Below are 25,749 nucleotides of genomic sequence, written 5' to 3' on the forward strand. Positions count from 1 at the left end.
TTGGTTTTATTATATATGACAGATATCTTATTCTGTTAATTATTTAATTCTATAAATTCCCGTTCAGACAGCTTCCTACATTTCATCTGTTACGCAACCTTCGGCGGCAGAGCTTACCGTTTTTGCGTATTTGTACAATAAGCCCTTTGTTGCTTTTAAAGCAGGTTGTACCCAGGCAGCTTTGCGGGCAGCCAGCTCCTCGTTGCTTATCCTTAAATTAATGGTGCGGGCAATTGCATCGATCTCTATAAGATCTTCATCCTTTACCAAGCCGATCACGCCACCATCAAAAGCCTCAGGCGTGATATGTCCCACTACAAAACCATGTGTACCACCGCTGAAACGGCCATCGGTAATCAAAGCAACTGATGCACCCAAACCTGCGCCAAATATGGCCGATGTTGGCTTCAACATCTCGGGCATGCCCGGTGCACCCTTAGGGCCAACATTGCGGATAACCACCACATCGCCGGCTTTTACTTTGCCTGTCATGATACCATCTATCAGATCAAATTCCCCGTCGAAAGTACGTGCCGGGCCAGAGAAGCGTTCGCCTTCTTTACCACTAATTTTTGCTACGCTGCCACCTTCGGCAAGGTTGCCATAAAGTATTTGCAGGTGCCCCGTAGCCTTAACCGGTTTTTCAACAGGCCATATAATATCCTGCTTGCTGAAATCAAGTTCAGGAATATCGGCTAAATTTTCTGCAACTGTTTTACCTGTTACAGTTAAACAATTACCATGCAGCATGCCTTGCTGGTAAAGGTATTTCATCACCGCCGGTATGCCGCCCACATTATGCAGATCGGTCATCATGTATTTGCCGCTTGGCTTCATATCGGCCAGTACAGGTATGCGGTTGCTAATTTCCTGGAAATCATCCTGCGTAAGTTTTACGCCAACGCTTTTTGCCATGGCTATCATGTGCAGTACTGCGTTGGTGCTACCGCCCAATACCATAATTACCACCATCGCATTTTCAAATGCTTCGCGGGTCATGATATCGCTTGGTTTAATATCTTTTTCAAGCAACAATCTTATTGCTTTACCGGCTGCCAGACATTCTGCTTTCTTTTCGTCGCTCAAAGCAGGGTTGCTTGATGAGTAAGGCAAGCTCATGCCCAATGCTTCAATGGCTGCCGCCATGGTATTTGCGGTGTAAACACCACCGCAGGCACCAGCACTTGGGCAGGCATTTTTAATTACGCCTATAAAATCTTCGGGGGTTATGGTACCCGCAATTTTTTTACCCAGGGCCTCAAAAGCTGATACGATGTTCAAGTCTTCGCCTTTCCAGTGGCCAGGGTGGATGGTGCCACCGTAAACCATTATAGAAGGGCGATCCAACCGGCCCATTGCTATGATTGAGCCCGGCATGTTTTTATCACAGCCCGGCAGGGTAATTAAACCATCATAATATTGTGCGCCGGTAATGGCCTCTATCGAGTCGGCAATAACATCGCGGCTTATTAAAGAATAACGCATACCAAGAGTACCGTTGCCCATGCCGTCGCTTACGCCAATGGTGTTAAATATCAAGCCAACCATATCATCATCCCAAACGCCTTGTTTTACCAACTGGGCCAGATCGTTAAGGTGCATGTTGCAGGTGTTGCCGTCATAACCCATGCTAGCAATGCCTACCTGCGCCTTTTGCATGTCATCGTCCGTAAGGCCAATGCCGTATAGCATGGCCTGCGCTGCAGGCTGGGTTGGATCTTGCGTAAAAGTTTTGCTGTATTTGTTTATTTCCACAGCGTTTGATGTATCAGTTGCCGAACTCATTTTTTGTCGTTTTCTGTAGCCTGCCGATAGTTGGATATTGCTATACGCCCACAGGTAGGTTTGTTTATTTGTAAGTTAGATATAGCACTCGCGATAAGCAAGCTTTCAAAAATAAATTTTTATTAAGTATATTATTCTGTATAAATTATATTTTATTAATTTAATTCTGTTTTTTAGTTAAATTTAAGAATTATATTTTTGTTAAACTATACCAAAGTTTAAAACGGTATTTGGTACAAAAAATATGCATGCATAGCAAGTTTTTAAAATTCGGCGTAAAATGGGAGATAGAGTTAAAAAAACTGTTTACATCTGTATATGTAAACTTCATTTGTCAGCGCTAAAAACTATCCGCATATTTAGTATTCATTTAAAAGCATATATGAATAAAATCTTTACCTTATTATTATCAATGATGGCCCTTAACAGTTACGCACAAAAAGCCAAACTGGAACTAAAACTTCAAAAGGACAGTACCTATTATTTAACTGTAAATGCCAAAATGAATATTGATCAGCTTATTCAGGGCACGCACCAAATAGTAAAATCAACCATAACTGGCAGTATGGCCCATAAAGTTGTAGCCATAAAGGATACTATTTACGATATGGATGTAATTTATAAGAGCCTTGCAATGGAAATGGAAATAGGTGGAAGGGCAATAAATTTTGACAGCGAAAGCAGCGATACTACCAACATGTTCACGAAAGTCATGAAAAACCTCATAGGCAAATCTTTTACCATAGTAATGAGTAAAAGGGGGCAAGTAGTTGCAGTTAAAAATACCGAGCGTATGTTCGAAAGCCTTTTTAAGGGTTTCCCACAAATTGATGAGCAAAAAAAAGCTCAATTGCTTGCCCAGTTTCAGCAATCTTTCGGCGCTAAAACAATAAAAGGTAACCTGCAGGAATCGTTTGTGATTTTCCCGAAAACAGCTATTGTCGTTAAAGGTACTTGGACAAACCAAACGAATTTGGAAGCTGCAGTTATTTCGTCAAAAACTAACACCAGATTTACTTTAGATAATATTACCAATAATGCTTACGAAATAACCGGAAATGCTGTAATAACGCCTGATAAAGCACCTGTTTACAAAAACACAAATAATCTTTTTATGCGATTGTTAAATGTTGGAGGCTCTAATACCACCAGAATAAAAATTGATAAAAAAACAGGATGGATCATTCAGTCTACAGTTGTTAAGCATGTTATAAGCGATGTTGAACTTAAGCAAACTTTAGATGGGCCGGTTATGATGACTTACCCTATGGTAATCGATGCCAACATGGAAACCAAAAACTAAGAATATAAATCAAAGAACACAAAAAAAGTCCGGCCATATACTGACCGGACTTTCCATATTTCAGTATGTAAGTTCCTATTTGTGAATAATACCTTCGGCTAAAACTGTAACCTTGTTATCTAAGGCTTCAACAACACCCCCCTTGATAAAAAATACATCTTCGGAGCCTTTGCTGCGTATGGTTAACTTGCCATCATTTAATGTTGAAATGATAGGAGCGTGATTATCCAATATCTCGAATGAACCCAATGCACCAGGCAACGATACCGAGGTTGCAGTACCTTCAAATATTTGCTTATCAGGAGTAAGAATTTCTAATGTCATGGTTTTATTAGATTCAAGAGTTAAGAATCAAGACTTAAAATTTCTCCTGTCCTGATTCTTAACTCTTATTTCTTGATTCTATTAGCTATTAGCTTCAGCTAATAATTTTTTGCCTTTTTCAATAGCGTCTTCAATGCTGCCCACAAGGTTAAATGCTGCCTCAGGGTATTCATCTACTTCACCGTCCATGATCATGTTGAAACCTTTGATAGTATCTTTGATATCAACCAATACACCTTTTAAGCCGGTGAACTGCTCTGCCACGTGGAATGGCTGAGAAAGGAAACGCTGAACACGGCGAGCGCGTGATACAACTAATTTATCCTCTTCAGAAAGCTCGTCCATACCTAAAATGGCGATGATATCCTGAAGTTCTTTGTAACGTTGTAGAGTTTCTTTAACACGTTGAGCAGTGTTGTAGTGCTCGTCGCCTAAGATGGTTGGGCTAAGGATACGTGAAGTTGAATCCAGAGGGTCAACCGCAGGGTAAATACCTAACTCAGCAATTTTACGTGAAAGTACTGTTGTAGCATCCAAGTGAGCGAAGGTTGTAGCCGGCGCAGGGTCGGTCAAGTCATCCGCAGGTACGTAAACCGCCTGTACAGATGTAATTGAACCACGTTTTGTTGACGTGATACGCTCTTGCATGGTACCCATTTCTGTTGCCAAAGTTGGCTGATAACCTACCGCAGATGGCATACGGCCCAATAGTGCCGATACCTCAGAACCTGCCTGCGTAAAGCGGAAGATGTTATCGATAAAGAATAATATATCACGGCCTTTGCCATCCTCTTCACCATCGCGGAAGTATTCTGCAATAGTTAAACCAGATAGCGCCACACGTGCACGTGCACCCGGCGGCTCGTTCATCTGCCCGAAAACAAATGTCGCTTTAGAGTCTTTTAATTCTTCGGCATCAATTTTTGATAAATCCCAGCCGCCTTGTTCCATTGAATGCATAAATGCATCGCCGTATTTAATAATGCCCGATTCAAGCATCTCGCGCAACAAGTCGTTACCTTCACGGGTACGTTCGCCTACACCGGCAAATACTGATAAACCTGCGTATGCTTTCGCAATGTTGTTGATCAGCTCCTGGATCAATACTGTTTTACCTACACCGGCACCACCAAACAACCCAATTTTACCACCTTTTGCATAAGGCTCCAACAAGTCGATAACTTTGATACCTGTAAAAAGTACTTCAGTTTCTGTTGATAGATCTTCAAAGCGTGGGGGGGTAGCGTGGATTGGGCGACCATTGGTTTTGTCAAGGTTTGCAATACCATCAATAGCATCACCAACTACGTTAAATACGCGGCCTTTGATGTTTTCGCCGATAGGCATTTTGATAGCTGCTTCGGTATCCAAAACGTTCATTCCGCGCAATAAACCATCTGTCGAGTCCATCGCGATTGCACGCACACGGTCTTCACCCAAATGTTGTTGCACTTCTAAAACTACTTTCTGGCCGTTGTCTTTAGTGATCTCCAACGCGTCGTAAATCTTAGGAAGATGTGCATCATCAGCAAAACTTACGTCAACTACCGGACCGATGATCCTTGATATTTTTCCAATGTTTGGCATATATAACCTGGTGTTTTAAAGAATTTTAAATGAAACAGCTATTAACTGATTAAAGTAGTGCCATTTCAGGAGCGCAAAGTTACGGTTTATAACCAAATAATTAAATACTTATATCAAGAAAATGCATAAGTTTTTTCGGGCCTGTTTTCGTGTCTAAAATACACAATAAATACGCCCGCTTATTCAATACTTCTGCTATTTATCGCCAATTTTGGGCAGCTGTCTATGGTTTTCATTTAGCTGCAAACCCATTATTCGCTCTTTAAACTGATGGCCGGGTTTGCTGATGCCGCCTTAAAAGATTGCGCGCTGATGGTGGCAAAGGCAATAACAACTGAGCCAAGGCCAGCCAGTGCCAGCATCCACCATTGGATGTTTTGGCGGTAGGCAAATCCCTCGAGCCACTTGTGCATGGCCAACCACGCCAGCGGTGCAGCTATCAAAAATGCAATAATAACCAGTTTAATGAAGTTTTTAGATAGCATGCCTACTATAGCGCCCACACTTGCGCCCAATACTTTGCGGATACCAATCTCTTTATTGCGCTGTTCGGCAGCGTAAGCCGCCAGGCTAAACAAACCAAGGCTGGCAATAATTATGGCAAGCGTTGTAAATATCATAAACAGCCTGCCGGTGCGCTGCTCGGTGCCGTAAGCCGAGTTAAAATCATCGCCCATGAAAGAATACTCAAAGCGCTGATTTGGCGATACGGCGTTCCACTTAGTCTCTATTTGTTTTATGTATCGATTAGCATCGTTGCCTGCAAACTTTACACTAAGAGCCCGATTATCATTACCTAACATCATTACAACAGGGGTAATATTATCGCGTAGCGAGCTAAAATTAAAATCTTTCACAACGCCAATAATATGGTATTCTTTTATGTGTTCGTCATTGCCTTCGGGCACGTAAAAGAGCGTCTTGTTTAATGGATCTTTACCGTAACCCAGCATACGCAGCGCGGTTTGATTAACGATAACGGCCAGCGAGTCGGTACTCATTTGATTGGAAAAATTACGCCCGGCCGAAAGCTCCATACTCATTGTAGAAAGGTAGTCTTCGTCTACTGGCCAGATCTCGCTGAATACAGCGTTCCGGGATGTTGGTACACGGGATGTAAATACCGAGTTGGGTTGCCTTAAACTTCCGGTAGGTAGAAAGCCACTCAAAGAAGCATCCGATACACCCGGTATTTGCTTAAGCTGCTGTTTTAGGAGTTTTGCATGGCTTAGGCCAACAGTATTTTTGATGACCAGTACCCTGTCGCGGTTGTAGCCCAAATCTTTGTGCTGAATGTATTGCAGCTGATTATAAATAACAATGGTGCCTATAACTAAAAAGATGGATACTGCAAATTGCAGCACTACTAAAAAGTTGCGGAATGCGCTGCCCTTAAAACCTGCCGAAAGCTTACCTTTTAACACCGTTATTGGTTGAAATGCCGATAGGTAAAAAGCCGGATAGGCCCCAGCCAATATCCCCACCACTATAATAATAATAAGCAGGGATGGCAGCATCCAGCCAATGGTTTGCAGGTTTATTGAAAGTTCTTTGCCTGCCAGTTGATTAAAGGTGGGCAGTAAAATAATAGCAACGGTGGCAGCTATCAATGTAGATGCTAATGTCACCATTAACGATTCGGCTAAAAACTGGGCAATAAGTCCCTTCCTTGCCGAGCCCAATACCTTACGTACCCCAACCTCGCGGGCGCGGTTGGCCGACCTGGCGGTAGACAGGTTCATGAAATTGATGCAGGCAATCACCAGGATAAATAATGCGATGGCCGAAAAAATGTAAACGTAAGTTACGCTGCTATTGGCGCCTAATTCATACTGCCGGTTGGATTTTAAGTGGATGTCGGTGAGTGGTGTAATGTTTAACCTTACGTAACTGCCGCTCTTTTTAAACCCTGCGGCATTGAAGCCTGGCTGTTGTGCAAAATAACCATCAAACAAATGGGCTGCATTTTTTTCAAATGCTGCCGCGTTTGTATTTGGTTTTAACAAGGTATAGGTAGTATAACTAAAGCTGTTCCAGGCCTTGCTCTGGCTTGATGGCAGCGACAAAGCCGAAATAAGAAAATCAAAATTGAAATGCGATTGCGACGGGATATTCTTGATAACGCCGGTTATTTTTAAAGCACTATTTATATTAACAAACGTTAGGGAGCGGCCCACAACATCAGCGGTGTTAAAGTATTTTTTCGCAGCCCGTTCCGTTAATACTATGGTGTTTGGCTGTGCCAAAGCCTTTTGTCCTGCGCCGTAAAGCATGGGCAGCGTAAACACATCAAACAAGGTAGAATCGGCATAAGCAACCTTGCTTTCGATGATGTCATCATTGCCCTTTTTAAAACGGCTGTCAACAGCTGCTATAAGGCGGGTGGTTTGGGCTACTTCGGGTAGTTGTGCTTTTAAAGCCTGCGCCAGCGGCGGGGGAGTTACCGCATACGAGCTGGCATTGCCGCCAAATTTTATATCAGTGTTAATGCGGTATATGCGGCCGGCGTTAGCATTGTAGCGATCATAACTTAATTCATCAACCACAAAAAAAACAATTAGCAGGCAAATTGATAGGCCCATAGCCAGGCCTAATATATTTATAATTGTGAATCCTTTGTTTTTTAGCAGGCTTCGAAAAGCCAGCTTTAAATTGTTTTTAAACATAGTGCAGGAGGTTATAAGTTGTTTGTGCCATACAAATGTATTTGGTTAATGCATTTGTAATCTGTTAAATAAAGTTAAAACTAATTATTTAGTTATGAGATATTTATTTTGAATATTTAAGGGATGTTCAGCGGAGCGTCGATTTTCAATGATCAAAAAGCTTTTAACCAAAATGATTGCAGAAGGGAGGATTTGAAATAATCCTTCATTATTTGGCTGAACTGTAAACGTTTACAATAAATTTTAAAGAAATAATGAAAATATTTTTGACGGATTAAAGTAAAAGTCTATTTTTGCAGTCCATTAAAAACGGGTCGGTATCGGTTAGTGATATTGATAAATTTTATAATTAAAGCGCACTTGTAGCTCAATTGGATAGAGCATCTCACTACGGATGAGAAGGTTTGGGGTTCGAATCCCTACAAGTGCACACATTTTAAAGCCTTTCTGTTGATTCGACTGAAAGGCTTTTAACTTTAATCACATAAAGGGATGCTTAACTTAGTACTGTTTGGTCCGCCCGGTGCCGGCAAAGGCACTCAATCACAAAATCTTATCGAAAAATTTGGCTTGATCCACCTTTCAACAGGCGATTTGCTTCGTGGCGAAATTGCGCAAGGTACTGAGCTTGGTTTAGAAGCCAAAAAATTAATGGACGAAGGTACCCTTGTGCCTGATAGCGTTGTTATTGGTATGATAAGCAATAAGCTTGATGCAAATAAAGATGCTAAAGGCTTTATTTTTGATGGCTTTCCGCGTACAGTTGCACAGGCCGAAGCGCTTGATGAGTTATTGGCTTCAAAACAATCGGCCATATCGGGCATGATCGCATTAGAGGTTAATGACGATGAGTTGGAGCAGCGCTTACTTAAACGTGGCGAAACATCTGGCCGCCCGGATGATGCCAACCCGGAGGTTATACGCAAGCGTATTAAAGAATATAATGATAAAACTGCACCGGTTGCAGGGTTTTATAAAAACCAAAATAAATTTACCAGCATAAACGGTATAGGTTCCATCGAGCAAATTTTTGCTTCAATAGTTTCTGTTATCGAGGCTTATTAATTATTAATAGTCCGGAAGTCGGGAAAGTCCGAAAGTTAGTAAGGTTCTCAAACCTGCTGTCTTTCGGACTTTCCGTCTAAAGGCTTTTCCGACTTAAAAAGAAAATATCATGTCACAGGGTTCAAATTTTGTTGATTACGTAAAAATATGCTGCCGCTCGGGGCATGGTGGTGCAGGTTCTTCGCATTTACACCGCGACGTATTAACGGCAAAAGGCGGCCCTGATGGTGGCGACGGTGGCCGTGGCGGTAATGTTATTGTTAAAGGCAATGCCCAGTTATGGACCTTGCTGCACCTAAAATTTCGCAAACACGTAATTGCCGGCGACGGCGACCCCGGCAGCAGCTCTACCAGTACCGGCAAAAGCGGCCGCGACGAGATACTTGAAGTACCCTTGGGTACCATTGCTAAAAACGCAGAAACCGGCGAGGTACTTTTTGAGATAAGCCAGGATGGCGAAACCAAAATACTAACCAAAGGTGGCCGAGGCGGCTTGGGCAACTGGCATTTCCGTTCGTCTACACAGCAAACGCCGCGCTTTGCGCAGCCCGGTGAGGAGGGTAAGGAAGATTGGAACATACTTGAACTCAAATTACTTGCTGATGTTGGCTTGGTAGGTTTTCCAAATGCGGGTAAATCCACTTTGCTATCGGTAGTGTCTGCCGCTAAGCCCGAGATTGCAGATTATGCATTTACTACATTGGTGCCTAACCTGGGTATTGTAAGCTATCGCGATAATCGCTCGTTTGTAATGGCCGATATTCCGGGTATTATTGAGGGTGCATCACAGGGCAGAGGCTTAGGTATCCGCTTTTTGCGCCATATCGAGCGTAACTCGGTATTGCTGTTTATGGTACCTGCCGATACGAGCCGTACTATAAAACAGGAATACGAAATCCTGTTAAACGAGCTTAACGAGTATAATCCCGAGCTGATGCATAAACCACGTGTGCTGGCTATTACAAAAGGCGATATGCTTGATGATGAATTGCAACAGGAGATGGCCAAAGAAGTACCGGCGGATGTTCCGTACATCTTTATTTCCTCGGTAGCGCAGAAGAATCTTGTCGAACTTAAAGACATACTTTGGAAAGCCATCAATAAGTAATACCTGCCGCTTCGCGGTAATCCAACTTTTTATTTTAGTATTTTTGCATCCTTTAATTTGATACTTAAAATGAGGATTGCTATAAACGGCTTTGGGCGTATTGGCCGCATATTTTTGCGCACCATACTTACCAAGCCCAACATTGAGGTTGTTGCCATAAATGACCTCACCGATACCCAAACACTTGCCCATTTATTTAAATATGATTCGGTACACCGTGGCTTTAAAGGTACGGTGTCTGCTAATGATAATAATATCATTATCAACGGAAATACGATTAAAGTGCTCCGCGAAAAAGATCCGGCTAATCTTCCGTGGAAAGATCTGGATATCGACCTGGTCATCGAGTCGACAGGTAAATTTACCGATGCTGCCGGTGCTCAAAAACATATTGCCGCGGGTGCAAAACAGGTTATTATATCTGCCCCATCCGGCGATAGAAGCGTACCTACAGTAGTGCTTGGTGTAAATGATCATGATATTGATTTGCGTGTGCCCATTCTGTCAAACGCATCTTGTACTACGAACAACGTGGCTGCCATGGTTAAGATTTTGGATGACAATTGGGGTATAGAAGACGGTTACATAACCACCGTACACTCCATGACCGGCGACCAAAACCTGCATGATGCACCGCATAAAGATTTGCGTCGTGCCCGAGCAGCATCAGCATCCATCATCCCTACAACAACAGGGGCTGCAAAAGCCATAACCAATATATTTCCACACCTCGAGGGCAAATTGGGCGGGGCCGGCATCCGCGTACCTGTATTGAACGGTTCATTAACGGACTTTACCTGCAGCCTTAAAAAGCTGCCCACAGTTGCCGAAATCAATGATGCTTTTAAACAAGCTGCCGAAGGGCCCATGAAAAATGTGTTGGAGTATACCGAAGATCCTATAGTATCTACAGATATATTGGATAATCCGCACAGTTGCATATTTGATGCGCAGCTAACATCAATAGTTGGCGGGCTGGTTAAGGTTGTGGGCTGGTATGATAACGAAATGGGCTACTCGAGCCGCCTGGCCGACTTGGTTGAAGAAATCAGCGAATTACCAGCATGATAAAGTTTATAACGGCCGATGATGTGTTGCCTATCCGTAATGAGGTTTTGCGCGAAGGCAGGCTCAGCCTTGACGAATGCCGTTTCGAGAACGACGATGCGGAAGGGACATTCCATTTAGGTTATTATGTGGGCGAGGAACTGGCCTGCATTGCATCATTTCATCCGCAGGGGTACAAAGATTTTAACGGTAAAGCTTACCAGCTGCGCGGGATGGCCACCATTGATAAATACAGGGGCAAAGGTTACGGTAACATGCTGGTTAACTTTGCTATAACGTATCTGCGTGGCCAAAAAGTGAATTACGTTTGGTGTAATGCCCGCAAGGCTGCCGCCAAATTTTACCTCAGCCTTGGCTTTGAAATCATATCGCCCGAGTTTGACATTGCCGGCATTGGCCCGCATTATGTAATGTATGTTAAAATACAGTGAAGTTTTATGCAAAGCAGAACACGTTTTTAACTTTTGCTTTGCCGATTAAAATAAATTTACCCAATTTGGGCCAATTCTTTAACATCACGAAGTATATATGAAGACAATTGATCAGATCAGTTTTAACGGCAAAAGGGCGCTCATCCGCGTAGACTTTAACGTTCCGTTAGACGAGAACTATAATATCACGGATGATAACCGTATGACGGCAGCCTTGCCGACAATCAAAAAAATCCTTAAGGATGGTGGCGCAGTTATTTTAATGTCGCACCTGGGCCGCCCAAAAGATGGCCCGACAGAAAAATACAGCCTAAAGCATGTTGTTCCTCATCTTTCGGATTTGTTAGGTCAGCAGGTTGAGTTTGCTAATGATTGCATTGGCGAAGAAGCAGTAACGAAAGCTAAAGAACTTGAAAAAGGCGAGGTATTGTTATTAGAAAACCTTCGTTTTTACAAAGAAGAAGAAAAAGGTGATGTTGGCTTTGCCGAAAAGCTATCAAAGCTGGGCGATATTTATGTAAACGATGCATTTGGTACAGCACACCGTGCGCACGCTTCAACAGCTATCATTGCTCAGTTTTTCCCTGAGGCAAAATTCTTCGGTTACCTGATGGCTGCCGAATTGAACAACGCCGAGAAAATATTAAACGGCGCTGCAAAACCATTTACCGCGATAATGGGTGGCTCAAAAGTATCTGATAAGATCTTATTGATAGAGAAATTGCTTGAAAAAGTAGATAATCTGATTATTGGTGGTGGTATGGCTTACACCTTTGCAAAAGCAAATGGTGGTAACATTGGTACCTCATTGGTTGAATTGGACAAGATTGACCTTGCTCTTAGCCTGGTACAAAAAGCAAAAGATAAAGGCGTAAACCTGCTTTTACCTTTGGATAACGTTATTGCGGATGCTTTCTCAAACGATGCCAATACTGATGTTGCTAAAACCGGCGAAATAAAAGACGACTGGATGGGCTTGGATATTGGCCCGGAAACTGCTGCCTTGTTCAGCAAAGTGGTTGAAGAGTCTAAAACCATTTTGTGGAACGGCCCGATGGGTGTGTTTGAGATGGAGAAATTTTTGGTAGGTACCAAAGCAATTGCCGAAGCGGTTGCCAAAGCTACTGACAATGGTGCATTCTCACTTATTGGTGGTGGCGACTCTGCCGCAGCAGTAGCCAAGTTTGATATGGTTGACGATGTTAGCTATGTATCAACCGGCGGTGGCGCTTTACTTGAGTATATGGAAGGTAAAGAGTTGCCCGGTGTTAAAGCAATAAACGAATAATAGATATCCGGATATATATTATGAAGGCCCTGCATTTGCGGGGCCTTTGTTGTTTTAAACTCCATGTCATTGCGAGCGAAGCGCGGCAATCTCGTCGCTTGCAGATATAAACGCGATGAGGTTGCCGCGTCGCTGCGCTTCTCGCAATGACATGGTTGTCTGAACCCGAATTTTAAGAATTAAAGAATTTTCAGAATAAGATTATCAAAAGAAAAACACTGACTTTACGATAACATTCTTCATTGCGCTCGTCTGCGACGAGTGCATAGTTGTTTTGCGTCTGCGACGCAACGTTGCGATATAATCGCAAAGCCTTGTTAAGCGCTCGTTATAAACGAACGCAATTATTTAGATCCTCACATTCGTAACTTATTTGTGAATGCCACTAATGCTCATAGCGGCTTTTGCATTTAATCGCTACATTTAAAGCATCATTTTTAAATCCATGAACAAATCCTTACTGATAGCTTTCTGCTTTATCTTTTCTGCTTTAACTTCTTTTGCGCAGGGCGATGCAGCTTACGTTAAAGACAACTATACCAAGTACGAGTACCAGGTGCCTATGCGCGATGGCAAAAAGCTTTTTACATCGGTGTATGTACCCAAAGATCAAACAAGGAAATACCCGATCATGATGGATCGTACTTGCTACAGCGTAGCGCCATACGGTGCGGACAAGTATAAAAGCAGCCTTGGCCCGTCGCCATTATTTTTAAAGGATGGATACATATTTGTTTACCAGGATGTACGCGGCCGTTGGATGAGTGAGGGTATTTATGAGGAAATGACGCCCGAACTGGAAGTGCATAAAACCAATAAGGATGTTGATGAAGGTACCGACACCTACGATACCATAGATTGGCTCATTAAAAACCTGCCGAACAATAATGGCAAAGTAGGCGTGTGGGGTATATCTTACCCCGGCTTTTACACCACAACTGCCTTGCTGAGCCGTCATCCTGCTTTAGCGGCAGCATCTCCGCAGGCACCAATTGCCGACCTGTATCGTGACGATGCTTTTCATAACGGTGCATTTATGTTAGTGGCCAATTTTGGTTTCTATCCAGGCTTTACCAACAGGCAGGATGATAAGCCAACGCAGCGCAGGGGCGGCAGGTTTAATCCGGGTACCGAAGATGGTTATAAGTTTTTTTTGGATATGGGCAGCATGCGCAACAGCAATGTAAAATACTTTAAGGATACCATCCGCTTGTGGAACGAAATGATGGATCATCCAAACTATGATAAGCACTGGCAGGATCGCAATATGCTTACCCATTTGCATGATATTAAAACGCCAACCCTGGTTACCGGTGGATGGTACGATGCCGAGGATTTGTACGGCGCTATAAATACGTATAAAGTGCTGGTTCAAAAAAATCCCAAGACACCTGTTTACTTTGCAATGGGGCCTTGGGTGCACGGCGGCTGGGCACGTGGCAACGGCGACCACCTGGGCGATTTAGATTTTGGCGGGCCTACCGGTCCAATGTACAGGGAGAATATCGAGTTTGCTTTTTTTAGCCATTACCTGAAGGGTACGCCGCTTGATCTGCCCAATGTAAACACCTTTCAAACGGGTGTTAATCAATGGAAAACTTATAAGCAATGGCCTCCGGTTGATGCGAAAGAACAAAACCTGTATTTGCTTCCGGGTGGAAAATTATCATTCGAAGCACCTAAGCAAGCCAAAGCCGATTATACAGAGTTTGTATCCGACCCAATGAACCCGGTGCCGTTTATAGACGGTATCGACTTTGATATGAAGCGCGAATACATGACAGCCGACCAGCGTTTTGCTCAAAAGCGCCCTGATGTTTTGACTTATCAAACCGATGTGCTGGATAAAGACATCACGCTTGCAGGGAATATATGGGCCAACTTAAAAGTAAGCACCACAGGCACCGATGCCGACTGGATAGTAAAAGTACTCGACGATTACCCCGACACCGCAACGGCTAATAAATTTACCGGTAAGGGTGTGCAAATGCCCGGTTACCAGCAAATGGTGCGCAGCGAGGCCATGCGAGGCAAATACCGCAACAGCTTTGAAAAGCCGGAGCCTTTTACGCCGGGCAAAGTAACCCCGGTAAATTTTGAATTACAGGATGTGCTGCATACGTTTAAAAAAGGGCATCGCATTATGGTGCAGATCCAAAGTACCTGGTTCCCGCTTATTGACAGGAATACCCAACAATTTCAGGACATCATGAAAGCCAAAGACACCGACTTTAAGAAAGCCACGCATCGAGTGTACAGCTCAAAAGGTCAGCAAAGCTTTTTAAAGGTTAGGGTTATGTAAGGGCTCGTTGGTTTTGAGATTAATGCAATGCGATGAAATATTTATAAAGCGTGCTTTAGCACTACTGCTTACTTTACATTCATTGCGGAGTTCCGATGCCTGTAGCTCGAGTCTTAATTTTTATAGGATAACCATAATAGTGGGTTTTAAATGAAGTTTGTAATTATCACAGTAGTTTTTTTAATAGCAGGTTTTGTCATTTGGCGTTTTTTACCTGGCCTAATCTTAAAGGGTAGCAAATCGCGACCCTCCGACGATAAACTACCAACAATTAAGCGCGACAATGATAAGATTATCATGGTAGAAAACGTTCAGCATGATGATTTGAGGCGTGCCTTAATTAAATTTTGCGAGCTGTATAATGAAAGTGACTTTGCTGCGCTGCCGAGGCTTTGTCAAATTTCGCAGGGAAAGTATGCAGTTACATTTCCGTATGACATTGATTTTATGACATTTTGCTTTGCCGTAAATTTTTTAGGGTACCCAACTGATATTGCATGGGCAGGCAAGGTACGTGCATGGGCAACTACAAAGTCAACGGATGAGTGGGTTACCAGGGAAAGTGCAAATAAAAAGGTGATGCTATTTTTGGCAGAAGATGACAAAGATTACGACAATGTGTTTTTAACAACTGAAGACAATATTGGTTATAAATTAGGTTTTGCATCAGGAGAAGAAAAGCAGATGTTATCTACTCCTAACGAAAGATATATTAAGCCAAAGGTAGCTTTGGAAGATTTTAATACCTTGAAATTTGAAGATTTTAAATAGTGTCCTCTTTAAATTGAATTGCTGCGAGTATTTTCTTAGTGAGTAAAATCAAACACCCCATGTATAACGCCGAAAATTTACAGATAAACGCCATACAACACATTGGTATTCCGGTAACAAACATTAAAAACTCGCAAGCCTTTTATGAGGCTTTGGGCTTCGCCAACGTAATGCAGGCCACGTTCGATGAAAAAGGCGAGCCAGGAACCTGTGTAATGATGAAGCGCGGCGCAATCATCATAGAACTTTATCAACTACCGGAAAGCGGCCTTACCGAGATCCGCTTACGGGGTAATGGCCATATCGATCATGTTGCTTTTGATGTGCCGGACATAGATGCAGCATTTGCCATTTTAAAACAGGCAGGCTTTAATATCCAGGAACCTGAGCCAAAGTTTTTACAATTTTGGGAGCGGGGCTGCAAGTACTTCAACATTCTGGGTCCCGACGGCGAGCGGTTGGAATTTAACCAGCTTTTGTAACATCTGTCTCATAAAACAAATTTTGCTTGCAAGGGGTTAAATAATTAATAAGTTTGCACACAGAATAACTGTCAATGAAGCATTTAATCTTAAAATACCTTTTTGTTTTGGTTTGTACCATTACGGTGCTCCAAAATTCTGGCGCAGGTGTTTTGTCGATGTTCTTCCCTGATGATGATGTTATAGCCTTGCAGATTACTAATACCGCAAACGACGACGAGGATGCGCCAGAGCGGTCTGAAAAGGAGATCAATTTCCAGGAATATTTTTTTACTCACTTATACATAGATGTAACGCCCCAATGTATTACCTGCAGCCCTGTAGGTTATGCCGATGAGCAAAACAACCATCATTTAGGCTGGGTTACGCCCGTACCCACCCCTCCGCCCAATCAACTGGCGTAATAACCACTTTTAATCCTGAATACGCGTTGCTTGAGGCGACGTTACATTGTTTTATTTAAATTTTAAATTAGTCATGACAACTAAAGGTCAAATCCTATTATCATTTTTCGCGATTGGTTCATTAATCGCTATATCAAATACAGCAAGTGCACAGCAAATCAGCGACAGCAATCTTAAGAAGAACACCGCACCTGTTACCAATGCTGTAAGCTATCTGTCGCGGTTGCAGCCCATAACGTTTGAGTACAATAAGGATGCTAACAAGCAACTAAATTTACCCTCGGGCCTGCAATACGGCTTTAATGCCGACGAATTAAAACAAGTTGTGCCTGCCGCGGTAAGTATGCAAAACAACTGGTACCGCGCCGGTAAAAACAATCAAAGATCAGTGTCCACTGCAAACGTGGAATTGGAGAAACTGGTTCCTTTGTTAGTAGCTGCTGTTAAAGATCAGCAGGTTGAAATTGAAAACCTAAAGAGCGAAATAGCCAGATTAAAAACCGGAAGCGGTACTAAATAAAAGCGACAAGCCGATAGATCGTGGAGTCAGTCTGAGCCTGTAAGAATTAACTTGCAATTCAAGTTTCAAAGAGGTTGTTCTCATCAGCAGAACAGCCTCTTTTGTTTTATGCCTTCAACATTTTAGGACAAAGCTTGTTAATAGGGCTTACAAACAAAAAAATCCGTATGATAAGCGCTAACATATTTAAACTATTCTTTGCCCTTGCAATTGCCGTTACGTTAAGCGCTTGCAGTAAAAAGCTAAACAGTGAAGGTTGTCCAACAAACCAAATGTGCACCATGGAGTTTGCTACGCTGGGACTGCAATTTGTTGACGGAGCAGGCAATGCCGTAGCGGTTAAAAACGTAACGATTACTAATAAGCGAACAAATCAACCAATCGTTGCAAACAACGATGCTCCTGCATCCGGTAATTATGTGATTGTAACGGATGCCAACAAAAAAAGGAACTATCTACAACCGGCGATGATGTTGAAGTGGTTGCGACGACTGCCGACGGTCGTACAAAAACGGTTGTTTATAAAATATCAGGTGGTTGCAATTGCCACGTTAAAATTATTTCGGGCGATACAAAAGTTGTGTTTTAATAACGGTAGCTTTATACAAACCTTAAGTTATGAAACCACGCCACATCATTATTGCTGCTTTATCGTTAATAGCATTTGCTGCCTGCAAGCAATCTGGCAAATCAACCGCTGAAGCCGGCAAGGATACTGCTAATGTCGTAAATGCCGATAGTGCCTATAACGAGCAATACAGGTTGCAGGCGCACTGGTCGCCAAAGGCAAAGTGGACTAATGACCCAAATGGGTTGATATTGCATAACGGTACTTACCATCTATTCTATCAGCATTATCCGGACTCAACGGTTTGGGGGCCAATGCACTGGGGGCACGCAACCAGTAAAGATTTAGTTACCTGGAAACAACAGCCTATTGCGTTGTATCCTGATAGCTTGGGTTATATCTTCAGCGGCAGTATTGTAGCCGACGAAAAAAATACCTCGGGTTTGGGTGAGGGTGGCAAAACACCTTTGGTGGCCATATTTACTCATCACGACCCAAAGGGTGAAAAAAGCGGATCAAGCACTTATCAAAACCAGAGTATAGCTTACAGTTTGGACGAAGGCCAAACCTGGACCAAGTATGCCAATAACCCTGTGCTCAAAAATCCGGGCATAAAAGATTTTCGTGATCCAAAGGTGTTTTGGTACGCACCGCAAAATAAATGGTTAATGAGTTTGGCCACTAAAGACAGGATAACTTTCTATTCGTCTGCTAACCTTAAAAACTGGAAAAAGGAAAGCGAGTTCGGCGAAAAGCTTGGCGGCCACGGCGGCGTATGGGAATGTCCCGATCTGATATCGCTAAAACTAAACGGCAAACAATATTGGGTATTGCTGGTAAGCATTAACCCTGGAGGGCCAAACGGTGGCTCGGCCACGCAATACTTTGTAGGTAATTTTGATGGTAATAAATTTACACCATTAGACAGCCAAACCCGCTGGATAGACTACGGGCCGGATGATTATGCCGGCGTAACATTTGGCGGTACCGGCGATCGTAAAATATTTTTGGGTTGGATGGGTAATTGGCTTTACGCCAACCAGGTGCCAACAAAAAACTGGCGCAATGCCATGACTATTCCGCGCGAACTTTCATTGCTTTCAAACAAGGGGCGTGTCTTCCTGGCATCAACGCCGGTTAAGGAATTGGGTAATTTGGCAATGCAAACTGAAAAGGTTGATGGAAATCAGCTAACACCAGGTGCAGACGTATTTCAGGTAATTAAGCAAAGTCCTGCACAATTTACCCTGCATTTTACCACCCCACAATTAAGGGATTATAAGTTGGTGTTAGCAAATGATGCAGGTGAGGAATTAGTGATAGGCTATGATGCAGCTAAAACACGTTACTATATCGATCGCAGCAAAGCGGGCGATAATAGCTTCAGCAAGCAATTTGCAGGTGTAGCTTATGCTCCGCGCATTTCATCAGCTTTAAATTCTGATTTAAAATTAGTGGTAGATGCCTCATCCATAGAGCTTTTTGCCGATGGCGGGTTGAGTAATTTGACGAGCGTGTTTTTTCCTAAAGCGCCCTACACCCATCTAAAAGTTGAGGCCAAGGACATGAAGGTTGAGAACATGGAAGTGTCGCCACTAAAATCTATCTGGAAGTAATAGGTGTAAAGCCCGTGTCATTGCGAGGAGCGGAGTGACGTGGCAATCTCCTCGTAATTAATGCCAACGACGGGATTGCCACGCTGTCGCTCGCAATGACATACTTAGCGCATTCATTTCTCACTTTTGTACCTACAATAACCGAGCGCACTACTCCAGCACCACCGTCTTATTTTTGTAAACAAACACTCTATCATCAAAAACCAGCTTCAGGGCTTTTGCCAAAACTGCCGTTTCAATTTCTTTTCCCGCTTTTACCATATCTTTAACGGTGAGCGAGTGGTTGGCTGGGATAATTTGCTGGGCTATTATTGGCCCTTCATCCAATTCGTTGGTAACATAATGGGCGGTAGCGCCAATCAGTTTTACACCGCGTTCGTGTGCCTGTCGGTAGGGGTTGGCACCAGCAAATGCGGGTAAAAAGGAGTGGTGTATATTGATAATCTGCATTGGGAAACTACCTACAAAACCGGGCGATAATATCCGCATAAATTTTGCCAGCACCAGGTAGTCAAAATCGTACTGAGCTATCAGGCTTTTTACATCTTGTTCAAATGCATTTTTGTCGCTGCCTGCCTCCGCTAAATGGAATGGGATATCGAAACGTTTGCATATATCCTGCAGGGTGTTATGGTTGCCAATAACGCATTGCACCTGCGCCCCCAGTGTGCCAAAATAATTACGTACCAATATATCTGCAAGGCAATGGTACTCCTTGGTTACCAGCACTATTATCTTTTTTAAAGCGACGGGATTTGTCTTGATAGATGCACCATCGGGCAGTACTTTACCGAGCTCATTTTTAAGCGTGAACGCATCAATTGTACCCTCCACGTCAACACGCATAAAAAACAAACGGGCGTCGTTGTCCACATGCTCATGCATGCTTATTATATTAAGTTGGTGCTTGGCCAAAAGGCTCGAAATGGTGGCTACAAGGCCTACGCGGTCGGTGCATTGTATTACGATAATCATAGCATTAATTGGGACGGTGATTTATGGCCGTAAAGCTATAATTTATAAGGCTTTACGCAACGAAGAAGCATCCAAAAAATTGTTGATAACTTTTTGGTGGTAAAAAGTGGTAAAAAGTGGTAAAAGTAATTTACTTTTACGTTACAAAAATTGCCGACGCGCTATAATGTCTTATCTAACCGGAGAATTTGAATGTAAACTGGATGCCAAGGGGCGGATGATGATCCCTGCAGGCCTCAAAAAGCAGCTTCCTGAAGCTGACAATGAGGGCCTTGTGATCAACCGCGGTCTTGAAAAGTATCTTGTTATTTACACCAAAAAGGAATGGGATAAGAAGCTTGACGAACTGAGCAAACTTAACGAATACGATAGGAATAGCATCAAGTTTGTGAGATATTTTACCGCCGGCGCGACGAATTTGCAACCTGATACCGCAGGCAGGGTAAACTTGCCAAAAAATCTTTTGGACTATGCAGGCATTACCGGCGATGTAGTGTTAACCTGTATGCTTAACAAGATTGAGGTTTGGGATAAGGCTGCGCACCAGGAAATGATTAATAACGAGCCCGAGAATTTTGCCGAACTGGCCGAATTGGTTATGGGTAACAAAGGGAGGGGGCGTGATGAGTAATTACCACGTACCCGTAATGCTTCAGGAATGTATTGAGGCTTTAAATATTAAGGCTGATGGTACTTACGTTGATGTTACCTTTGGCGGCGGCGGTCACTCGCGCGAAATTATGAAACACCTGGGCGAAGGCGGGCGTTTGCTGGCTTTTGATCAGGATGCTGATGCTCAGCGTAACGTGATAGATGATGAGCGCTTTGTGTTTGTCGACCAAAACTTTCGATATCTCAAAAACTTTAGTCGTTTACATGATGCGGTGCCGGTTGATGGTATCCTTGCTGATCTTGGTGTGTCATCGCATCAGTTTGATGAGGCTGATCGTGGTTTTTCTATCCGTTTTGATGCGGAGCTGGATATGCGCATGAATCAGGCATCAGACCTGAGTGCCAAAGAGGTGGTAAACAATTATGCTGAGGCTGATCTGCACAGGATTTTCGGCATGTACGGCGAAATACAAAATGCCAAATCACTTGCCAAAACCATTGTAACTGCCAGGTTGAACGGGCCTATAAATACGGTGGCCGATCTTAAAAATGCGATCAGCAATCTTATCCCGAGAGGGAAAGAGAATAAATATCTGGCGCAGGTTTTCCAGGCGCTGCGTATCGAGGTTAACCAGGAGTTGGAGGCGCTAAAAGATTTTTTAAACCAAAGTGCTGATGTGCTGGCACCCGGCGGCAGGCTGGTGGTAATGTCATACCATTCACTTGAAGACAGGTTGGTAAAAAATTTCATTGCCAAAGGTAAGTTCAGCGGCGAGTTGGAAAAAGATATTTACGGGAACGATAACCGCCCTTTTGATGCTGTTAGCAGGGGTGCAATTACCGCTACCGAAGACGAGATAAAAGATAATAACCGTGCACGCAGTGCTAAATTAAGAATAGCTGTTAAGAGATGACCAATCGTTTACGTACAGAAATTCAGGAAGAAGAAGTAGTAGAACAGGAGATTGTTGTAGAAGAAAAACCGCGCCGCGATTTTTCTGACAATTTTTTTGTGAAACTGCTTACCAAAGGCGCCATCAGCACTGATGATGCTACCCGCGCATTGCCGTTTGTATTGTACCTGGCCTTTTTGGGTATGCTTTATATAGGCAACAGGCACATGTCTGAGCAAAACATACGTGATATTGATAAAATAAGCAAAGAAGTTAAGGAGCTGAGCTGGGAATATAAAAGCAGCAAAGCCGAACTTGCATTTAAGAGTACTTTAACCGAGGTTGCCAAGCGTGCCGATACTTTGGGTATCCGTACGGCCGAGGAGCCTCCGCAAAAGATAACTGTAAAGGAGGATGCACAGTAATGAGCATAAGAACTAACATATTGTTAAGAGTATATATCGCCTTCGGGTTGATATTGCTGTTTGCGGCAGCTGTTATATTCCAGCTGTGCCGTGTGCAGTTTGCGCAAGGCGACAAATGGAAGGCGATGGCCAAAACCATGTCTACCCGTTACAAAAATATCGAAGCTGCAAGGGGGAATATCTTTGCGGTTGATGGCAGTTTGCTGGCAACGTCGGTACCCGAATACGAGTTGCGTATGGATATGCTTGCGGGCGGTATTGCAGATGAAAAGGTGTTCGATGAAAAGATCGATTCCTTGTCAATGAAGTTGGCCCAGGTTTATAAAGATAAAACCGCACGCGAGTATTCAAGAATGTTTCGTGAGGCCCGTAAAGACAGTTCACGTTATCAGTTGGTGCGCCGCAGGGTTACTTATAACGAGTTGAAGCAAATACGCAAGTTCCCCGTATTTAACCTGGGTAAGTACAAGGGCGGTTTAATAGTGGTCCAGCAAAACAAACGCATACTACCTTTCCGTTCGCTGGCTGCGCGTACCATAGGGTATAAAAATGATAACGTAGCCAACGCAGTTGGTTTGGAAGGTGCTTACGCCAGCTACATAAATGGCGAAAGTGGCAAACGCCTGGAGCAGCGCATAGCAGGTGGGGTTTGGATGCCTGTTAATGAGGAAGATGAGATTGCACCTAAAGAGGGTGCTGATATTATATCTACCATAGACATCAACATGCAGGACCTTGCACAAAGCGCGCTTGAAAAGCAGTTGATTAAAAGCCATGCAGATCACGGTGCCGTTATTGTGATGGAAGTTGAAACCGGCGAGATAAGGGCAGTGGCCAATTTTTCGAAGGTTGAAGAGGGAATCTATAAAGAGAAATTCAATTACGCCATTGCCGGTAACCAGGATCCGGGTTCTACCTTCAAGCTGGCATCATACATGGCGCTAATTGAGGATAAGCTAATAGATACCAACACCATGATTGGTACGGGCTATTACCAGATACCAGGCAAGCTGATAACCGACTCGCACCCTAAAATTGAAACGGTAACAGCTAAGAAAGCTTTTGAAGAATCGTCTAACGCCGCCATTGCGAAACTGATAAATATACATTACGGGGAAAATCAATCAAGGTTTACAGACCATTTGTATGATTGGCATCTGAACGAAAAAATGGGTTTGCAAATCCCCGGCGAAGCGCAGCCTGTAGTGAAAAACCCAAAGAACCGCAGCTGGAACAAAAAAATGACCCTGCCGCAAATGGCTTATGGTTACGAGATGCAGCTAACGCCGCTTAAAATGCTTTCGTTTTACAATGCGGTAGCCAATAACGGTAAGTACGTAGCGCCAATTTTTGTGCGCGAAATTCGCCGTTTAGGTAATACTGTCGAGCAATTTAAAGCACGCGTTATTAATGATAAGATCTGCTCGGACGTTACGCTGAGCAAAATGAAAAAGATGCTTGAGGGTGTGGTTACCGAGGGTAGCGGTAAGCAAATTGTTTATAATCCGCTTTATAAAATTGCAGGTAAAACAGGTACCGCACAAGTGGCCGACGGTAACCGTGGCTACCGCGGCAAAAGGCAATACCAGGCATCGTTTGTTGGATACTTCCCTGCTGAAAAGCCTAAGTATTCCATGATCGTTGTAATTAACGATCCTAAAGGCGCATACTACGGTGCAACGGTATCGGGCCCGGTTTTCAGGGAGGTGGCTGATAAGATATTTGCAAGCGACCTTGAATTGAAACGCGCGCCCGAACGTCTTATTGGTAACACTACTATGCCTAAAGCAAAACAAGGCAACAGCAAGGCGTTGAAGAAAGCTTACGATAAATTGGGTTTGAAGCCATTGTATGCATCAGTAACTCCGGTAGGTGTTGATACCAGCAACGGTCTTTCGTTCGAGGAAAATAAAGTTAAGGCCGGTACGGTGCCAAATGTTACAGGCATGGGCCTAAGCGATGCACTGTATGTAATGGGAAATGCGGGTTATAAAGTTAAAGTAGTTGGTAGTGGTGTTGTTGCTTCGCAATCTGTAACGGGTGGCAGTGCGATACCTAAAGGTTCAAAAATAACAATAGAACTGCAATGAGATATTTAAGCGATATAATTGATGGCTTAGCCTTTACCGAGTTACAAGGTAGTGCCGATGTAGAGATATCTGCCGTTGTGTTCGATTCGCGCAAGGTAGTGCCCGGCTGCATGTTTGTAGCCGTTAAGGGTACTGCTGTAGATGGCCACGATTATATTGAACAAGCTGTTAAGGATGGCGCCATAGCCATTATCTGCGAAGAGCTACCTGCCCATACAGCTGCCGAAGCCGACTTTTTAATGGTGGCCGATTCGGCAAAGGCGCTGGCAACAATAGCCGCTAATTTTTATGAAAATCCATCAACCAACTTAAAACTTGTTGGTGTTACAGGTACCAACGGTAAAACCACCGTAGCTACCTTGTTATATAAGTTGTTTATAGATATGGGCTACAAGTGCGGCCTGTTATCTACCGTAGAGAATCAGGTTAATGGTCGCATTATTCCGTCAACCCATACCACGCCAGATCCGGTAGCACTTAACAGTTTGCTGGCTGATATGGTTAACGAGGGTTGCGACTATTGCTTTATGGAGGTAAGCTCGCACGCTGTGGCTCAACACCGTATTGACGGATTAAAGTTTTCGGGTGCAATATTTACCAATCTTACGCACGATCATCTTGATTACCATAAAACCTTTGATAGCTATTTAAAAGCTAAAAAGGCGTTCTTTGATGGCTTGCCTAAAAACGCTTTTGCGTTAACCAACGCCGATGATAAAAACGGTAACGTAATGTTGCAGAATACCGCGGCGCACCGCAAATCATACGGTTTAAAAAACATGGCCGATTACCGTGCACGCATCATCGAGAATCAGTTTGGCGGTTTGCTGCTGAATATTGATAGCGAGGAGGTATGGTTTAAACTGGTAGGCACATTTAACGCCTATAATTTGTTGGCGGTATACTCGGCAGCTATGCTGCTTGATCAGGATAAATCAAAAGTATTGGTTAGCCTGAGTAAGCTTACCGGTGCCGAAGGCAGGTTTGAATACATAGTTGCCCCTAATAAAGTAATAGGTATTGTTGATTACGCCCATACCCCCGATGCTGTGCAGAACGTGTTGAGCACTATCCATGACATCCGTAAGGGTAACGAAAAGGTGATTACCATACTTGGCTGTGGTGGTGACAGGGATAAAACAAAGCGACCGGTTATGGCCCGCACGGCTTGCGAGTGGAGCGACAAAGTGATATTAACGTCTGACAACCCTCGTACGGAAGACCCGGCCCAGATCATCAAGGAAATGGAAGAAGGTGTCGACCCAGCCTTTAAACGCCATACGCTAAGCATAGTTGATAGAAGGGAAGCGATTAAAACCGCTTGCATGCTTGCACAACCGGGGGATATTATTTTGCTTGCCGGCAAAGGCCACGAGAAATACCAGGAGATAAACGGCGTAAAGAACCATTTCGACGATATGGAAGAATTGCAAACGCGCTTTAAGGATTTGAACTGATAGTGCATC

General features: G+C 43.5%; 23 protein-coding genes and 1 tRNA gene. 19 read left to right on the plus strand and 5 right to left on the minus strand.

Annotation, left to right across the window (positions count from 1 at the left end; translation table 11 throughout):
- Positions 1-75 precede the first annotated feature (75 nt).
- Positions 76-1,785, minus strand: a complete 1,710-nt coding sequence (ilvD, locus tag FPZ43_RS09980) for a dihydroxy-acid dehydratase (RefSeq protein ID WP_186461805.1) — start codon at positions 1,783-1,785, stop codon at positions 76-78.
- Between the two features lie 382 nt (positions 1,786-2,167).
- Here ilvD and FPZ43_RS09985 point away from each other — a divergent pair, with 382 nt between their 5' ends.
- Positions 2,168-3,088 carry a DUF6263 family protein gene (locus FPZ43_RS09985; protein WP_146381770.1) on the plus strand — a complete coding sequence of 307 codons (921 nt, stop codon included), beginning with the start codon at positions 2,168-2,170 and terminating at the stop codon, positions 3,086-3,088.
- Positions 3,089-3,163: 75 nt separating this feature from the next.
- Here the strand turns inward: FPZ43_RS09985 and atpC are convergent, their stop codons facing one another.
- The 3 genes from atpC to FPZ43_RS10000 all read right to left on the minus strand — a co-directional run bounded on the left by atpC (position 3,164) and on the right by FPZ43_RS10000 (position 7,665).
- Positions 3,164-3,412, minus strand: a complete 249-nt coding sequence (gene atpC, locus FPZ43_RS09990) for an ATP synthase F1 subunit epsilon (RefSeq protein ID WP_146381771.1) — start codon at positions 3,410-3,412, stop codon at positions 3,164-3,166.
- Positions 3,413-3,493: 81 nt separating this feature from the next.
- Complete coding sequence (gene atpD / locus FPZ43_RS09995) at positions 3,494-4,999, minus strand: F0F1 ATP synthase subunit beta (RefSeq protein WP_146381772.1); 1,506 nt, start codon at positions 4,997-4,999, stop codon at positions 3,494-3,496.
- A 251-nt stretch (positions 5,000-5,250) separates the two neighbouring features.
- Positions 5,251-7,665: an ABC transporter permease gene (locus FPZ43_RS10000; RefSeq protein ID WP_186461806.1), complete on the minus strand. Its 2,415-nt coding sequence runs from the start codon at positions 7,663-7,665 to the stop codon at positions 5,251-5,253.
- A 356-nt stretch (positions 7,666-8,021) separates the two neighbouring features.
- Between FPZ43_RS10000 and FPZ43_RS10005 the strand changes: the two genes are divergently transcribed.
- From FPZ43_RS10005 to FPZ43_RS10065, 13 genes are all read left to right on the plus strand, one after another.
- Positions 8,022-8,095, plus strand: a tRNA-Arg gene (locus FPZ43_RS10005).
- A 62-nt stretch (positions 8,096-8,157) separates the two neighbouring features.
- Positions 8,158-8,730, plus strand: coding sequence for an adenylate kinase (locus FPZ43_RS10010; RefSeq protein WP_146381774.1), 573 nt, complete (start codon positions 8,158-8,160; stop codon positions 8,728-8,730).
- A 109-nt stretch (positions 8,731-8,839) separates the two neighbouring features.
- Complete coding sequence (obgE, locus tag FPZ43_RS10015; protein ID WP_146381775.1) at positions 8,840-9,838, plus strand: GTPase ObgE; 999 nt, start codon at positions 8,840-8,842, stop codon at positions 9,836-9,838.
- A gap of 69 nt (positions 9,839-9,907) precedes the next feature.
- On the plus strand, positions 9,908-10,906 hold the full coding sequence (gene gap, locus FPZ43_RS10020; RefSeq protein ID WP_146381776.1) for a type I glyceraldehyde-3-phosphate dehydrogenase: 999 nt from the start codon (positions 9,908-9,910) through the stop codon (positions 10,904-10,906).
- Positions 10,903-11,337 carry a GNAT family N-acetyltransferase gene (locus FPZ43_RS10025; protein ID WP_146381777.1) on the plus strand — a complete coding sequence of 145 codons (435 nt, stop codon included), beginning with the start codon at positions 10,903-10,905 and terminating at the stop codon, positions 11,335-11,337. Before gap ends, FPZ43_RS10025 begins: the two co-directional genes overlap by 4 nt.
- A gap of 97 nt (positions 11,338-11,434) precedes the next feature.
- Positions 11,435-12,625: a phosphoglycerate kinase gene (locus FPZ43_RS10030; protein WP_146381778.1), complete on the plus strand. Its 1,191-nt coding sequence runs from the start codon at positions 11,435-11,437 to the stop codon at positions 12,623-12,625.
- A gap of 445 nt (positions 12,626-13,070) precedes the next feature.
- Entirely contained in the window at positions 13,071-14,927 is a 1,857-nt protein-coding gene (locus FPZ43_RS10035; protein WP_146381779.1) for a CocE/NonD family hydrolase, read from the plus strand.
- A 150-nt stretch (positions 14,928-15,077) separates the two neighbouring features.
- Positions 15,078-15,698, plus strand: a complete 621-nt coding sequence (locus FPZ43_RS10040; RefSeq protein WP_146381780.1) for a hypothetical protein — start codon at positions 15,078-15,080, stop codon at positions 15,696-15,698.
- 59 nt (positions 15,699-15,757) lie between these two features.
- Positions 15,758-16,180 (plus strand): VOC family protein, encoded by a 423-nt coding sequence (locus FPZ43_RS10045; protein WP_146381781.1) that lies wholly within the window; start codon positions 15,758-15,760, stop codon positions 16,178-16,180.
- A gap of 74 nt (positions 16,181-16,254) precedes the next feature.
- Positions 16,255-16,584, plus strand: coding sequence for a hypothetical protein (locus FPZ43_RS10050; RefSeq protein ID WP_146381782.1), 330 nt, complete (start codon positions 16,255-16,257; stop codon positions 16,582-16,584).
- A 73-nt stretch (positions 16,585-16,657) separates the two neighbouring features.
- On the plus strand, positions 16,658-17,104 hold the full coding sequence (locus tag FPZ43_RS10055; protein ID WP_146381783.1) for a tail fiber domain-containing protein: 447 nt from the start codon (positions 16,658-16,660) through the stop codon (positions 17,102-17,104).
- Positions 17,105-17,178: 74 nt separating this feature from the next.
- Positions 17,179-17,805 carry a hypothetical protein gene (locus FPZ43_RS10060; protein WP_146381784.1) on the plus strand — a complete coding sequence of 209 codons (627 nt, stop codon included), beginning with the start codon at positions 17,179-17,181 and terminating at the stop codon, positions 17,803-17,805.
- A complete protein-coding gene (locus tag FPZ43_RS10065) occupies positions 17,723-19,288 on the plus strand; it encodes a glycoside hydrolase family 32 protein (RefSeq protein WP_146381785.1) in 1,566 nt (521 codons plus the stop codon). The genes FPZ43_RS10060 and FPZ43_RS10065 overlap by 83 nt, the downstream gene beginning before the upstream one ends.
- A gap of 150 nt (positions 19,289-19,438) precedes the next feature.
- On the opposite strand, the gene purU is transcribed toward FPZ43_RS10065, so the two are convergent.
- The gene (gene purU, locus FPZ43_RS10070) at positions 19,439-20,263 is read right to left on the minus strand and encodes a formyltetrahydrofolate deformylase (RefSeq protein ID WP_186461807.1); all 825 of its coding nucleotides are present in this window, start codon (positions 20,261-20,263) and stop codon (positions 19,439-19,441) included.
- A 166-nt stretch (positions 20,264-20,429) separates the two neighbouring features.
- On the opposite strand from purU, the gene mraZ reads away from it, so the two are divergent.
- From mraZ to FPZ43_RS10095, 5 genes are read left to right on the plus strand one after another with little or no spacing between them, the layout of a single operon-like run.
- Positions 20,430-20,894, plus strand: coding sequence for a division/cell wall cluster transcriptional repressor MraZ (gene mraZ, locus FPZ43_RS10075; protein ID WP_146381787.1), 465 nt, complete (start codon positions 20,430-20,432; stop codon positions 20,892-20,894).
- Positions 20,887-21,789 (plus strand): 16S rRNA (cytosine(1402)-N(4))-methyltransferase RsmH, encoded by a 903-nt coding sequence (gene rsmH / locus FPZ43_RS10080; RefSeq protein WP_146381788.1) that lies wholly within the window; start codon positions 20,887-20,889, stop codon positions 21,787-21,789. Before mraZ ends, rsmH begins: the two co-directional genes overlap by 8 nt.
- Positions 21,786-22,193, plus strand: coding sequence for an FtsL-like putative cell division protein (locus FPZ43_RS10085; RefSeq protein ID WP_146381789.1), 408 nt, complete (start codon positions 21,786-21,788; stop codon positions 22,191-22,193). The genes rsmH and FPZ43_RS10085 overlap by 4 nt, the downstream gene beginning before the upstream one ends.
- Entirely contained in the window at positions 22,193-24,283 is a 2,091-nt protein-coding gene (locus FPZ43_RS10090; protein WP_146381790.1) for a penicillin-binding transpeptidase domain-containing protein, read from the plus strand. The genes FPZ43_RS10085 and FPZ43_RS10090 overlap by 1 nt, the downstream gene beginning before the upstream one ends.
- Complete coding sequence (locus tag FPZ43_RS10095) at positions 24,280-25,740, plus strand: UDP-N-acetylmuramoyl-L-alanyl-D-glutamate--2,6-diaminopimelate ligase (protein WP_146381791.1); 1,461 nt, start codon at positions 24,280-24,282, stop codon at positions 25,738-25,740. The genes FPZ43_RS10090 and FPZ43_RS10095 overlap by 4 nt, the downstream gene beginning before the upstream one ends.
- Positions 25,741-25,749 lie beyond the last annotated feature (9 nt).

This window comes from Mucilaginibacter pallidiroseus, assembly GCF_007846085.1.
GTDB lineage: Bacteria > Bacteroidota > Bacteroidia > Sphingobacteriales > Sphingobacteriaceae > Mucilaginibacter > Mucilaginibacter pallidiroseus.

Coding starts and splice junctions, on each gene's coding strand:
- FPZ43_RS10010 (WP_146381774.1), top strand. CDS start 8,158: ATGCTTAACTTAGTACTGTTTGGTCCGCCCGGTGCCGGCAAAGGCACT.
- FPZ43_RS10085 (WP_146381789.1), top strand. CDS start 21,786: ATGACCAATCGTTTACGTACAGAAATTCAGGAAGAAGAAGTAGTAGAA.
- FPZ43_RS10025 (WP_146381777.1), top strand. CDS start 10,903: ATGATAAAGTTTATAACGGCCGATGATGTGTTGCCTATCCGTAATGAG.
- FPZ43_RS10090 (WP_146381790.1), top strand. CDS start 22,193: ATGAGCATAAGAACTAACATATTGTTAAGAGTATATATCGCCTTCGGG.
- FPZ43_RS10040 (WP_146381780.1), top strand. CDS start 15,078: ATGAAGTTTGTAATTATCACAGTAGTTTTTTTAATAGCAGGTTTTGTC.
- FPZ43_RS10065 (WP_146381785.1), top strand. CDS start 17,723: ATGAAACCACGCCACATCATTATTGCTGCTTTATCGTTAATAGCATTT.
- rsmH (WP_146381788.1), top strand. CDS start 20,887: ATGAGTAATTACCACGTACCCGTAATGCTTCAGGAATGTATTGAGGCT.
- obgE (WP_146381775.1), top strand. CDS start 8,840: ATGTCACAGGGTTCAAATTTTGTTGATTACGTAAAAATATGCTGCCGC.
- atpD (WP_146381772.1), bottom strand. CDS start 4,999: ATGCCAAACATTGGAAAAATATCAAGGATCATCGGTCCGGTAGTTGAC.
- gap (WP_146381776.1), top strand. CDS start 9,908: ATGAGGATTGCTATAAACGGCTTTGGGCGTATTGGCCGCATATTTTTG.
- FPZ43_RS10095 (WP_146381791.1), top strand. CDS start 24,280: ATGAGATATTTAAGCGATATAATTGATGGCTTAGCCTTTACCGAGTTA.
- FPZ43_RS10045 (WP_146381781.1), top strand. CDS start 15,758: ATGTATAACGCCGAAAATTTACAGATAAACGCCATACAACACATTGGT.
- purU (WP_186461807.1), bottom strand. CDS start 20,263: ATGATTATCGTAATACAATGCACCGACCGCGTAGGCCTTGTAGCCACC.
- FPZ43_RS10050 (WP_146381782.1), top strand. CDS start 16,255: ATGAAGCATTTAATCTTAAAATACCTTTTTGTTTTGGTTTGTACCATT.
- FPZ43_RS10000 (WP_186461806.1), bottom strand. CDS start 7,665: ATGTTTAAAAACAATTTAAAGCTGGCTTTTCGAAGCCTGCTAAAAAAC.
- ilvD (WP_186461805.1), bottom strand. CDS start 1,785: ATGAGTTCGGCAACTGATACATCAAACGCTGTGGAAATAAACAAATAC.
- mraZ (WP_146381787.1), top strand. CDS start 20,430: ATGTCTTATCTAACCGGAGAATTTGAATGTAAACTGGATGCCAAGGGG.
- FPZ43_RS09985 (WP_146381770.1), top strand. CDS start 2,168: ATGAATAAAATCTTTACCTTATTATTATCAATGATGGCCCTTAACAGT.
- FPZ43_RS10055 (WP_146381783.1), top strand. CDS start 16,658: ATGACAACTAAAGGTCAAATCCTATTATCATTTTTCGCGATTGGTTCA.
- FPZ43_RS10030 (WP_146381778.1), top strand. CDS start 11,435: ATGAAGACAATTGATCAGATCAGTTTTAACGGCAAAAGGGCGCTCATC.
- atpC (WP_146381771.1), bottom strand. CDS start 3,412: ATGACATTAGAAATTCTTACTCCTGATAAGCAAATATTTGAAGGTACT.
- FPZ43_RS10035 (WP_146381779.1), top strand. CDS start 13,071: ATGAACAAATCCTTACTGATAGCTTTCTGCTTTATCTTTTCTGCTTTA.